This window comes from Epilithonimonas hominis, assembly GCF_003730015.1.
In the GTDB taxonomy this organism is placed as follows: domain Bacteria; phylum Bacteroidota; class Bacteroidia; order Flavobacteriales; family Weeksellaceae; genus Epilithonimonas; species Epilithonimonas hominis.
On the sequence record NZ_RJTU01000013.1, the window covers coordinates 76,294 to 88,277 of the forward strand.

Annotated in this window: 13 protein-coding genes; 4 read left to right on the forward strand and 9 right to left on the reverse strand. The window is 32.5% G+C overall.

Going from position 1 to position 11,984, the window contains the following annotated elements:
• Positions 1 to 216: 216 nt before the first annotated feature.
• The 7 genes from EGH73_RS01595 to EGH73_RS01625 form a co-directional block, all read right to left on the reverse strand.
• Positions 217 to 486 carry a hypothetical protein gene (locus tag EGH73_RS01595; protein WP_123280371.1) on the reverse strand — a complete coding sequence of 90 codons (270 nt, stop codon included), beginning with the start codon at positions 484 to 486 and terminating at the stop codon, positions 217 to 219.
• Positions 480 to 1,250 carry a DUF3883 domain-containing protein gene (locus tag EGH73_RS01600; protein ID WP_123280372.1) on the reverse strand — a complete coding sequence of 257 codons (771 nt, stop codon included), beginning with the start codon at positions 1,248 to 1,250 and terminating at the stop codon, positions 480 to 482. The genes EGH73_RS01595 and EGH73_RS01600 overlap by 7 nt, the downstream gene beginning before the upstream one ends.
• A gap of 3 nt (positions 1,251 to 1,253) precedes the next feature.
• The gene (locus EGH73_RS01605; RefSeq protein ID WP_317124629.1) at positions 1,254 to 1,841 is read right to left on the reverse strand and encodes a DNA cytosine methyltransferase; all 588 of its coding nucleotides are present in this window, start codon (positions 1,839 to 1,841) and stop codon (positions 1,254 to 1,256) included.
• Positions 1,842 to 2,036: 195 nt separating this feature from the next.
• The gene (rsmA, locus tag EGH73_RS01610; protein WP_123280374.1) at positions 2,037 to 2,807 is read right to left on the reverse strand and encodes a 16S rRNA (adenine(1518)-N(6)/adenine(1519)-N(6))-dimethyltransferase RsmA; all 771 of its coding nucleotides are present in this window, start codon (positions 2,805 to 2,807) and stop codon (positions 2,037 to 2,039) included.
• A 178-nt stretch (positions 2,808 to 2,985) separates the two neighbouring features.
• Complete coding sequence (locus EGH73_RS01615; RefSeq protein WP_123280375.1) at positions 2,986 to 4,113, reverse strand: lactonase family protein; 1,128 nt, start codon at positions 4,111 to 4,113, stop codon at positions 2,986 to 2,988.
• Between the two features lie 60 nt (positions 4,114 to 4,173).
• A complete protein-coding gene (locus EGH73_RS01620; protein ID WP_123280376.1) occupies positions 4,174 to 6,489 on the reverse strand; it encodes a DUF5686 family protein in 2,316 nt (771 codons plus the stop codon).
• A gap of 48 nt (positions 6,490 to 6,537) precedes the next feature.
• Positions 6,538 to 7,650: a lactonase family protein gene (locus EGH73_RS01625; RefSeq protein ID WP_123280377.1), complete on the reverse strand. Its 1,113-nt coding sequence runs from the start codon at positions 7,648 to 7,650 to the stop codon at positions 6,538 to 6,540.
• Between the two features lie 170 nt (positions 7,651 to 7,820).
• Between EGH73_RS01625 and EGH73_RS01630 the strand changes: the two genes are divergently transcribed.
• The gene (locus EGH73_RS01630) at positions 7,821 to 8,465 is read left to right on the forward strand and encodes a uracil-DNA glycosylase (RefSeq protein WP_123280378.1); all 645 of its coding nucleotides are present in this window, start codon (positions 7,821 to 7,823) and stop codon (positions 8,463 to 8,465) included.
• A gap of 84 nt (positions 8,466 to 8,549) precedes the next feature.
• On the opposite strand, the gene EGH73_RS01635 is transcribed toward EGH73_RS01630, so the two are convergent.
• The gene (locus tag EGH73_RS01635) at positions 8,550 to 8,966 is read right to left on the reverse strand and encodes a hypothetical protein (protein WP_148041669.1); all 417 of its coding nucleotides are present in this window, start codon (positions 8,964 to 8,966) and stop codon (positions 8,550 to 8,552) included.
• A gap of 9 nt (positions 8,967 to 8,975) precedes the next feature.
• Positions 8,976 to 9,464 (reverse strand): DUF456 domain-containing protein, encoded by a 489-nt coding sequence (locus EGH73_RS01640; RefSeq protein ID WP_089767763.1) that lies wholly within the window; start codon positions 9,462 to 9,464, stop codon positions 8,976 to 8,978.
• Between the two features lie 87 nt (positions 9,465 to 9,551).
• Between EGH73_RS01640 and EGH73_RS01645 the strand changes: the two genes are divergently transcribed.
• From EGH73_RS01645 to EGH73_RS01655, 3 genes are read left to right on the forward strand one after another with little or no spacing between them, the layout of a single operon-like run.
• Positions 9,552 to 10,814: a mechanosensitive ion channel family protein gene (locus EGH73_RS01645; RefSeq protein WP_123280380.1), complete on the forward strand. Its 1,263-nt coding sequence runs from the start codon at positions 9,552 to 9,554 to the stop codon at positions 10,812 to 10,814.
• Positions 10,815 to 10,847: 33 nt separating this feature from the next.
• The gene (locus EGH73_RS01650; RefSeq protein ID WP_123280381.1) at positions 10,848 to 11,258 is read left to right on the forward strand and encodes a hypothetical protein; all 411 of its coding nucleotides are present in this window, start codon (positions 10,848 to 10,850) and stop codon (positions 11,256 to 11,258) included.
• A complete protein-coding gene (locus EGH73_RS01655; protein WP_123280382.1) occupies positions 11,251 to 11,970 on the forward strand; it encodes a pyridoxine 5'-phosphate synthase in 720 nt (239 codons plus the stop codon). The genes EGH73_RS01650 and EGH73_RS01655 overlap by 8 nt, the downstream gene beginning before the upstream one ends.
• Positions 11,971 to 11,984 lie beyond the last annotated feature (14 nt).

Below are 11,984 nucleotides of genomic sequence, written 5' to 3' on the forward strand. Positions count from 1 at the left end.
ACCGACACCGATAGAATTATAGTTTGCATCGAATGCCGTATCAGAACGAGATAAATTTCCTGCATCAAAACTTCTACAGAAAATGTTTTCTGCTACACGGTAATTGATAAAAGGAATTGCACTTTCGCTGAAAAGTTTTTAGGAGCTATTTCCCGCTTTACGTTTCAATCTTTTTTGTTCAATTTTCACAAAAAAGGATTTCCACTGCAATCGGAGCTATTGATTTAGTACATAAAAGATAAAATCAGATAATTGTTCTTCATCTTCATTAAATTTCATAACTATTTTTGAAGTTAAATTATCTACAAAAACTTGAATATCTTCTGTTGATTTTAATTCTTCAAGAAATTTGAAATCTGCGGTTTTAATGTCTTCAAATTCATTGAAATATAGAAAAATATCAGTTTTAAAACTGTCAGCATAATTATCTTTAATTTCAGATAAATACTCCTTTAAAATTTCTATTTTTTCTTCAAAATTTAGCATATATCAGATATTAAATGATATTCTCTTGTTACTTTAGATTTAATAATTCTTTCTTCAAATTTTAAGTTTTTCAGTGGATTATCAATTGTAACAAAAGTTGGTAAATCATCCAAATTTAAAACTAAAGTAACTATATAATCATTTTTATATTCTTGTGCTTTAAAGTATTCATTTTCAGTCAATCTAAACTTTCCTTTCTTTGCTCTAATACCTTTAACTTCTGCTAAAAAGGAATTTTCATTTACATTTATTTGAAAATCATATCCATCTCCATACAAACGAGCGTCTTCAATAATACCATTTTTGAAAATGTCAATAGAATTATAATTATTCATAAAATACAATTCTGCTTCTAATCCAGTTTCTTGTAGTTTTTTGAATCTTGATTTTACAATTGGTTTTACATTAACTACAATATCTTTGATTTTAAAATTATCTTTCAAAAATAATTTGACAATGTTTGCGTATTCATATACATTTTCATTTCCAAATAAGCTATCAATCAACAATTTTCTGTGAATATAAGCATCACCTTTTTGCCACCAACCTTTTCTACTATTTTCAAAAAAAGGGTCGAATAAATCCATTCTGTTTTTTACAACACTTCCTGTTTCAACAATACCAATTTCAACAAAATATTCAAAAAATGATGATTTTGTATTGAAACCAAATTGCTTAACAAAATCATTATCAAATTTGGCTAATCCATAGCCTAATAAATTTAGTAATTCATAATTTTCGTGTTTATTCCCTTTATTTTTCATAAACTAAGCAACAAGTAGATTTGGTTCTAAATCAAAAAATAATGTTCCTCTTGTGTCTGAAAAACCTTTTCTAAGTCCTGCAATTGAAAATGCTTGACAAGGAAAACCAGCACATAAAATGTCAAATTCTTTTGGAATATAATTTTTTACAGATTCTTTTGTAATATCACCAAAAGGAACCTCACCAAAATTTTCACGATATGTTTTTTGAGCGTCTTTATTCCATTCGCTTGTATAAACACATTTTCCACCTACATTTTGCATTGCGATTCTAAAACCTCCAATCCCCGCAAATAGGTCGATAAATTTGAACTTATAATTTTCTGGAGTTGGAAATGGAACATTTTCAACCTCGAATAATAATTGTTGCAGAGCTTCTTCCTCTACAACTGAAATTTTATTTTCGCTTTTGTATTCTACATAGTTTTTCAAAATACTTAAAGCTTCGTCTTTATAATATTTTGCAACGCCGTTGTGTATATTATGTAGATAGTGAGTTAGTACGGCTTTTTCTTCTTCTAAAGGTTCAACAAGCTTAATCTGATAACTCTTGTCATCAAATTCCTCGATGCTTATTTTCTCTTTTATCAACATTCTGTTTTAGCTTACTTATTAATGTTGCAATTTACAAATTAAAATCAAGTTTTGTTGAATTGAAAATTTGAAAAACGGGATTTTATTTTATGCACGAACTTTCAAAAAGCATTTCCCATAACGACAAAATTACCGCCGAACTATTATAGAAATTAAGAATAAAATCAGCTTCATTTGTGAGAAAACAAAATTCTACAAACTCGCTTTCCACTCATTCGTAAAAGCAATAAAATCAGCAACAGACAATTCTTCTGCTCTGATGTCGAGGAAAGGATGAGACTTCATATTTTCAGGAATGCCAAGAACTTTCAGCGCATTGCTCATCTTTTTACGTCTTTGTCCAAATCCTGCTTTGACGATTTGTTTAAATAAAACCTCGTTTCCAGCCAATCCTTCTTTCTGATTTCTGGTCATTCGGATAACACCGGATTTTACTTTTGGTGGTGGATTGAAGACATTTTCGTGAACAGTGAAAAGATATTCTACATCGTAATAAGCTTGAACCAAAACTGATAAAATTCCGTAATCTTTTGTTCTTGGTTTTGCAGCGGTTCTTTCAGCCACTTCTTTCTGGAACATTCCGCTCATTTCGGGAACAAACTGGAAATTATCGATGATTTTAAACAAAATCTGAGACGAAATATTATAAGGGAAATTCCCAATCACAGCCAATTCTTCATTGAAAACTTCTGGAATATTGATTTTCAAAAAGTCACCAACAAAATGCTGTTCTTCAAGCTTTGGATAATGTTTTTTGAGATAGACGATAGATTCTTGGTCGATTTCCGCAACATAGATCTCTGAGTCTTTTTCAAGAAGAAATTTTGTAAGAACGCCCATTCCCGGGCCAACTTCCAAAACTTTTTTGTAGCCTTCAAATGACAACGAATCTACAATGTTGCGTGCGATATTCTGGTCTGTAAGAAAATGTTGACCAAGATGTTTTTTTGCTCTAACGTCCAATTCCGATTTTTTGCAAAGATAAGATAATTATATTCCAAATTCTGGAATAGAAAAAAAGAGATAATCAATACTGAAAAAGTCTTCGACTCCGCTCAGACTGACAGTTTTAAAAAAATTAGTATTAGAAATGTCACACTGAGCGGAGTCGAAGTGTTTATAAATTAAAAGATAATTAAGATTAATACATCTTAATTTTCACACAAGTCACATTTTTAATTTTGACAGGTTTTCCGACTTTCTTCAACATTCCAGTTTCTAAATTTCTTTTGAAAACGGTTACATCTTGCGAAATAACATTCGTCACAATAATGAATTTTCCAGTTTCATCGATGGCAAAAGTTCTTGGATGTTTTCCGCCTGTTTTTTGGTAACCGATAGATTCTAATTTCCCGTCATTCAAAACTTTGAAAATCGCAATATTGTTTTCTTTTCCTCTGTTGGTTGCATACAGGAATTTCCCGTCGGGCGAAATATGAACATCGGAACTTTCAAAACCTTCTGTTATTTTGTCAGGATGAGTAGCAATTCTTTGGATTTCTTTTAAGTTACTATCGGAAAAATCATAAACCGAAATCATCCCGGCTAGTTCTTCAATCGAATAAACTAATTTTCCGTTTTTGCTGAATGTGATATGTCTTGGTCCGCTTCCTGGTTTTGTGTTGATGAATGTACTTTTGTTTTTTATCAAAGGCGGATTCTGACTGGCATCAAAAGGATATTGCAAAATTTGGTCTGCTCCCAGATCTGCAAATAAAACAGTTTTAGAATCTGGTGAAAAAACTACTGAATGCGTGTGTGCTTTCTCCTGTCTCTTCGGATTCACACCACTTCCTTCCGTGAATTTGAAGTGTTGTGCTATTGAATCTATTTTACCATTGTCAAGTAGTGGAAATACTGAAATTGTAGCTTGATTGTATGTTGCGTTAATAAGCCATTTTCCACTTTTATCAACATTGACATAAACTGGATTTTCACCACCCGTTTTTTGTTGATTGAGAAAAGTCAATGATTTTTTTTCGGCATCGAAGGCAAAAGAACTTACTGTTCCGTAATTTGGCGTTTTGGCGTCAGAAGAAGCGTAAATATATTTTCCGTCAGACGAAACCGTGATATATCCTGGATTGATAACGTCAGAGGAGGAAGCAACTTTACTTAATTTTCCAGTATCGTTATCTAGTTCGTAAACATAAACAGCTTCAGAACCTTTGTCCCAATTATAGGAACCAAAAAATACAAATTGTTTCTGTGAATATAGACTTGTGCCAATTAAAAAGCTAATGAATAGAACAATTTTTTGGATTCTCATTGATGATTATTTGTTGCAAAAATAGACTTAATTACAAAGAAGGTTTGCTCAACCAATTATCTAAAAGTTCATCTGGAAACCAAACTGAACACCGAATTTTCGGACAGGCGTAGATGTGACATTGTGATTTAGGTAATTGCCACGCCAGTTAAAATCAATTCTTAAAATCCTGAAGTTGCCAAATCCAATATTCTCTATTCCAAAACCATATTCGTAATAAGGTTTATCTGGAGAAATTAATTTCAGACTTCCTGCATTCATATCGATGGTTTCTTGTTTCAAGCTTCCAACTCCGGAGCGGAAAAACGCTACTTCCCTTAATTTTAGTTTTTTAATTAATGGAATCTGAGAAAATATTTTCCCGTTGAAATGATGTTCCAGAAACAAAACAGCATAAGAATCTGCAACAAATTCATAATAATTCATCAGAGAAAATACACCTCTTACCAAACCGTAAGATTGGTTGGCAGGTAAAACATTTTGCAAAGCAAGAGGAAGCGCATCAAAGTTTTTCCCAACTTCTACATTCGCAAATAATCTTCCCCAATTTCCTAAAATCACAGGTTGATAATAGTAAAACTGAAGTTTGTTATAATTAAAATCTGAATTAAAAACGCCTCCAACTCCTTTTGTATATTTAAGAATCAAAGAAGGATTGGTTGCTAACGCGGTCATTTCATAACGATCAACTCCGTAAGTAGAAAATTTGATTCCTGGTCTGAAAATCAAAGTTGTTGTTAGTTTTGTATCATTCAAATCATTCCGAAGAACGCCTTGTCTGTAATAATCAATATTAAATAAATTAGAATCTGCAGATCTTATGTTTTGAGTGGTTGCATCCAATTTGATTTGGAAATTTTTCCAAGGTTCTATACTGGTGAAAAAATTGTATTGTTTAACAGAACTCATAGAAGTCGTTTCACCACTGTTAAGAACAGAAGAAGAAGCGAATGAACGCGTCATAATTCCTTCATCAGTTGTCAATTGAACTCCAAGTTGCAAAACGTCTTGTCTGTAACCGCCACCAATTTGGAAACGATTGGTTTTGTTGAACATATATTTTGCTTCACCACCAAATTTCCATTTTTCATCACGGAAACCGTAAGCAGTATAAGCTTGGATTCTCCACATATCATTCTTTCCAAAGTAAGTTCTGGCACCGGCTCTCAATCTCAAACCTTCGATGTCATTATATCCCCAAGTCTGAAAAATATTTCCAAAATCCAGCCATTTTCCAAAATGGATATAACCTGTATTCCCAATCTCAACAAGTTTTATGATTCGTTTGTATTTCGGAACATTTTCTAATTCGTCATACATTTTGTAGATATTCTGTTCGCCTTCGGTCAGTTTTTCGGTTCTGTTTTCCAACCAATAATTTTCGTCTTTCTCAACTAGGTAGTCCTCAGGAATATAGATTTTATTAAGGAAAGAGTCTTCTATTCCTTTATCGAATTCGTAATCGGAATAATTCGCAACACGTTTTGCAATCACACTTTTTGCACCATCTTTATCATTAAGGACAAGATTAAGTGTAGTCTCATTTCTAGTCGGAATGAAAGTAGAATCATCAGGGTTATCAAATTCCAAATCAGTAGCAATGTTTTTTACGAAATTGATATTGATTCTTTTATTGGTTTCCATCTCGACTTTCATCACATTGTATTTGTCCATTGAGATATAAAGTCGTCCTTTCAGAGCTAATGCTTCAGGATTTTTTGGAGTGAATCTGATTTCGTAGCTTCTAACTGCATTGACTTCAATTGTATCGGTGATATTATAATCAAAAACACCGAATCCATCGGTAGAAACAGGACTTGTAAAACCAAGATTCAGATAATTGATTGTATTATCATAAATGTTGATATCCTTGTACATATTCTGAATCGTTTTCGCAACGATTTGATTGTTCTTAAGTCCGGAATTTCTTATTGCCAGAAGATCTTTTCGTTCTTTTTTAGGATCGTTTTTTCCGTAAGTCTTAGAAATACTTTCTGTAATGAAAAGTGGTAAAACTGCTTTGCCTGCAATCTCGGAAGTGTCATTGTATTTAAAAATAATAGAATCCAGACCTCTGAAAACTTTCTTTTTAGTAAAAGAACTGTCAATATTGTCTAGCCTGAAATCGATTTTCTCGTAAGTTTTGTACTTGTAATCTTTGTGTAAAAGAAGTCCGTTGGATTTTTTCTTTTTCCAAACTTGTTGCATAATCGCGTAAGCTGGATTTTCCTTCTTATTCTTATATTTTTTTACCGATTTTATAACGACACTTTCAATTTCGTTCTCCTTTTCGGTTTGCGAAAAAAGCAAGCCGGAACACCAAATCAGAAAAAATGAAAGAATAAATTTTTTATCAAACATCGAGTCTTCGAACATTAAGCTATTAAAACTAATTTTTTATTAAAATATTATACTTAAAATGAATTATTTTCCTTTTTCATAGAAAACAACATTTACAGGTGCACAAACGGGGATGGATTTCTTTGTAGGAGTCAGTTCTCCCGACTCTATATCTCTATTGAAAATATTAATTCTGTTTGTATCTTGATTTGCTATCAAAACCAGCTTATTATTTGGGCTGATAGCGAAATTTCGTGGGTTTCTACCTGTCGTTTTGATTTGCTGAATTTTTTTCACTTTTCCGTCTTTCAAGATTTTGAAAGTCGAAATATCGTCTGCATCATCACGATTGGTCACATAAAGAAACTTTTCGTTGTTAGATAAATGAATATCCGCCACTCTGAAATTGAATCGAACTTTTCTAGACAACAAAGTCTCTTCCTGAATTAATTCAATTTTTCCTTCATTGAAACTTAAAACTGACAAATCGCCACTTAATTCCTGAACGAGATAAATCAATTTTCCACTTTTATCAAAAGCAATATGTCGCGGACCTGAGCCTTTTTTAGTTTCAAACTCACCGACTTTTTCCAATGGCTGATCTCCGTTTTGATTATATCTGAAAACGTAAATTTTGTCCAGCCCTAAATCTGTTGCAAGGACAAACTGATGATCCGGCGTAAACTGAACCTGATGAATGTGTGATTTTTCTTGTCTCTTCGGATTAAATCCGGCTCCTTCAAATTTTATATTTTGAATAACTTCAGACAGTTTTCCGTTTTCTAGTCTTTTGAAAACATTGATGCTTCCACCAGAATAATTGGCTACAATCACATTATCATCATCTGAAATCAGGAAACAAGGATCTTCACCTTTGGTCTTTTTTTCGTCTTTTTTGATGAGCATACCTGTTTTTTCATCTATCGAAAAAGATGTCACTGTGCTTTTATCACCATTTTCGTTCACGGAAAACAGATAGTTTTTATCTGGACTCAGATTTACAAAACTTGGGTTGATGATATTTTCTGTATGATATTTAAGATTATACTTAAATGTATTTTCATCAAAATCGAAAATGTATATTCCGCCGCTGCTACACTTCTCACTGTTGGTGTAAGTGCCTACGATAATGGTATTCTGCGCAGATAAACTAGCCATAAACAATATTGAAAAAATAAAACTGTTCCAGATTTTCATTCTAAAAATAGCGGTTTTAATAGATAATAATAATCAAAAAATCGCCCGAATTTATTACAATAAAAATTAAGCCAAAGGTCTTTTATGATTTATTAACTTAATTTTTCAATAAAATGTCAATGCATTTGCTTGTGTAGATTGGTAAATATAATTTTGTAAAAATTCTATAAATGACTTGGAAAGAAGTTCTGCAACCCATTAAAGAGAGTGATTATTTTAAAAATCTCTGGGAAAAAGTTAAGCTGCAATATAATTCAACCCAATGTTTTCCGCCCAAAGATGAAATTTTTCGCGCTCTGGAACTAACTGAATTTGATGATGTTGGAGTTGTGATTATTGGTCAGGATCCGTATCATAATGATGGTCAGGCGAATGGACTTTGTTTCTCGGTTTCAGAAAGTGTAACTGCACCACCTTCGCTAAAAAATATTTTTATTGAACTGAAAGAAGATGTTGGTGTAGAAAGAAAAAATAAAGATTTACAAGATTGGGCAAAACAAGGGGTTCTACTTCTGAACGCTACACTAACAGTACAGGCGCATCAGCCGAATTCTCATAAAAATTTGGGTTGGGAAGTTTTCACAGATTTTATCATCAAAGAGATTTCAGATAAAAAGAAAAATGTTGTCTTCGTTCTTTGGGGTGCCTTTGCTCAGAAAAAGGCTTCACTTATTGATTCAAATAAGCATCACATAATCCAGTCGGCACATCCGTCACCATTTTCTGTCTACAGAGGTTTTTTCGGGAGCAAACCTTTTTCAAAAATCAATCAATATCTTAAAGATAAGGGAAAGAAGGAAATTGTTTGGGGATGATTTGGGTTTGAGAGTGGGAGTGTTTTAGAATTTTTCGATTCGGAAATTCTATCAACAAACAACCAAAAGCTATCAGCTAAATTATTATTCTTTCTCATATTTAAAAGTAACAGATTCGCTTTCTTCTTTTCCACCAGGATAAGGTTTCAAATCTGTTAATGTAAATCTGTATCCTGAGAAACTAAAAGATTTATTCGCACTTTTCGGTTGGAAATCTCTTGTTGCAACTTGGAAATCTTCTGTTTGTTTTCCGGAGTTAACATTCACATAAACAATTGCAATGCCTTCCCAAACGCAAGTCACATCAATAGGACAACGGCTGTCTTCAACAATGTTTTTGAATTCCAAATTGATTTTGGAATTAGGAATTTTTGCCGTTTTGTTAATTCCGATTGTGATGGTGTTGTTTCCACTTTCGGAAGTCTGAGCCTGAGATTGTGTTGTACAGTTGCTCATTAATAATATAACAGGAGCGAATAAAAGTGATTTTAAATTCATCATTTTGAAATTTTAAAAGAAAATATAATAACCGACAACCAAAAACATTGCCAGCCCAACCATTAAATTAAATCCTGTTCCGTAAATAAAGCCAATTAGCGCACCTTTTGTCGAGTTAAAAGCTTTCTTTTTATCACTGAAATCGTGCAATAATTCGCCAAGGAAAACACCTAACAACATTCCAATTAAGAATCCTAACGGAATCGGAATGAAAAATAATCCTAAAAGGGTGCCTATGAAAGAACCAATACTTCCGTAGCGCGTTCCGCCATATTTTTTGTTGGTTTTTGCGGGAATCACATAATTCAGAACTGTTGAAATGATGGTCAATAAAACAAAAATCCAAACATAAATCATTGGCATCTCGTTTTCTGTTCCGAATTTGAAAATCAGTAATCCGCAAATACTCAATAATAATCCTGGCAAAATTGGTAAAAATGTTCCTAACATTCCTACAAAAAGTAGAACAAGAGCGATAATGTCGATAAAAACAGAATCCATTATTTTAAATTTATTTTAAAAATACAACATTCAAACTAATGCCAAAAGATTTTTTTTATGCTTAAATTTGTGAAATAATTCTTCTCAATGAAAAATGAACTTATAGATTACAAAGATTTTCTTCAACAAATCAGTGATGAAATTCATTTCTTCTGCAAAGACTTTTTTCCTGATGAATTTGTTTTATCCATGCAGATTACACTTAAGTTTTTTCTTCTCATATTTCTTATTTTTTTGGTTTCTTTTCTTTTGAAAAACGGAATCAATTTAGTTTTCAAATTCTTTTTCGATAAAGAAAAATATCCTGTGATGAAGTCCATTTACAAAGCAAAAGTGACTAATTCTGTGGCTAACATTTTAGCTTTAGGATTTGGGAATTATGCTTTGTTTTCGATTTTTTACAGACATCCGAAAAGTTTTGTTTTTCTGGAAAGATTGATTGGGATTTTGATTGTATTTGTGATTGCAAATATGGCTTTCCGATTCATCAAAGTTTTGCAGAATTATTACCTTATACAGAAAGATTACTACAAGATAATCGCCATTAATTCTATCTCACAGACGGTTAGGATTTTTGGAGGATTTATTTTTGGAGTGATTGCGATTTGTGTGTTATTCGGAATCAGCAGTACAACAGTTTTGGGAAGTCTGGGAGCGATAACTGCGGTTATGGTTTTGGTTTTCCGAGATACAATTTTGGGTTTTGTAACCGGAATTCACGTAGCGACTTCTAAGAATCTGAAAGTAGGAGATTGGGTGGCTATTCCAAAATATTCGATAGAAGGAAATATTGAAGACATTGATTTGCTGACGACAAAAATCAGAAACTTTGATAAAACGCTTTCCACAATCCCGACATACGATTTACTGACGACGGAAATCAAAAATATGCAGGTGATGTCCGAAACCAACACGCGACGAATCAAAAAATCAATTGTTTTCAATATCAAGTCGTTTAAGTTTTTGGATGAAACTCTTTTCAACGAATTACTTAGAATTAATCTAATCGAGGATTATCTCCTTGAAAAGAAAAAAGAAATTGATTTGGAGAAAAGTACTTTGAAAAACTCAGACGAAATCATCAATGGAAAGCAGTTGACCAACATTGGGACTTTCAGAATCTATGCTTATAATTACCTCAAAAATAATCCCAATATAGATCAAACCGGAACTGTAATGGTTCGCCAAATGGAAATCACGCCACAAGGAATGCCTTTGGAAATCTATTGTTTTACCAATGATTCTAACTGGGAGAATTTTGAACAAATCCAAGCCGATATTTTTGACCATCTTTTGGTGGCTTCCAAAGAGTTTGAGTTGGAAATTACTCAAATAAGTTTGAAGGTATAGAATGGATTTTATGATATTTTTAAATTTTATCAAATGAAATCTATAACAATACTTCTGATTTTAAACTGTTTGATTTTAATTGGAGCAGGTCACGGATTTGGGCCATTAATTTTGATTGAATTTTTAGTTTTTTCTCCAAGTTTTACTAAATCCTATGAAATTAATTTTCTTGGAAGTTATGACCAAAAAATTATACCTTTTTCAATATTATCGATTATACCTCAAATTTTATTATTAACATCTTTTTTCATTAAAGCTCATTTTAAATTTAAGCTGATTATTTTTTCTGTGATTTTTATGATTATAAATTTGATTTACTTTACGTTTGATTTTATTGATTCTGGACTATCCAAATTTACTTTGATTAGTTCAATCCCTTTTCTAATATGTGCTACCTTTGTATTAATTAAAATTTTTTCAAATATAAAATTAAGAAATGACTAAACTAAGTGTCAATATCAATAAAATCGCAACGTTGAGAAATGCCAGAGGAGGCGATGTTCCAAGTGTAACCGGAGTTGCTATGGATTTGGAAAGATTCGGAGCGCAGGGAATTACAATCCATCCAAGACAGGACGAAAGACATATCACAAGAAAAGATGTTTACGATTTGAAACCTTTGGTGAAAACCGAATTTAATATCGAAGGAAACCCACACAGACCTTTTATTGATATGGTTTTGGAAGTGAAACCTGAGCAAGTGACTTTGGTTCCTGATGCTGACAATGCGATTACTTCCAACGCAGGCTGGGATTGCGAAAAGAATCTTGATTTCTTGAAATCTGTAATTGCTGAATTCAAAAATGCAGGAATCAGAACCTCAATTTTCCTAGACCCCAATCCTGAAATGGTGAAATTCGCAGCTGAAACTGGAACTGACAGAATCGAACTTTATACAGAAGCTTACGCAACCAATTATCCTAAAAATAAAGAATTAGCTATAGAATCTTATTACGAGACGGCTGTTGAGGCAACAAAATACAACTTGGGAATCAATGCTGGACACGATTTGTCTTTGGAAAATTTAAAATACTTTGCAGACAACATCCCTAATCTTCTGGAAGTTTCCATTGGTCATGCTTTGATTTCCGAAGCGCTTTATCTTGGTTTGGAAAATACGGTGCAGGCTTATCTAAAAAGATTAGCTAAGTGGTAATTATATTTTATTGT